This window comes from Pauljensenia sp. UMB3104, from assembly GCF_030217285.1.
GTDB lineage: Bacteria > Actinomycetota > Actinomycetes > Actinomycetales > Actinomycetaceae > Pauljensenia.
This window is the reverse complement of the sequence record NZ_JASONN010000501.1, coordinates 1-246: the sequence shown is the minus strand read 5'-3', so window position 1 is coordinate 246 and position 246 is coordinate 1. Positions and strand designations below refer to the sequence as shown.

Annotated in this window: 1 protein-coding gene; it reads right to left on the bottom strand. The window is 67.9% G+C overall.

The features are described from left to right. Nucleotides 1–246 (bottom strand): rhomboid family intramembrane serine protease (locus tag QP415_RS12560; protein ID WP_285100293.1); only part of this gene is annotated, 246 nt, incomplete at both ends.

Sequence of the window (246 nt, the reverse complement as noted above, 5' to 3'; positions counted from 1 at the left end):
CAACGCCGCGAGCGCCTGGCGCCGATTCTGCGCCGCCTCGGTCACGCCCGAACGCGGACGGGCCATGCGCACTAGGACCCACGTTGCGGCCACACCGGCGATCGCGCCACCGATATGCCCCTGCCAGGAGATACCGCTGACCATGAAGCCGTACACGAGGTTCACGCCGAGCAGCGTCAGAATGGCTGTCGTGTCGGAGCCGCCCAAACGCTGGAGGACGAACACCGCCCCGAAGAGGCCAAACAC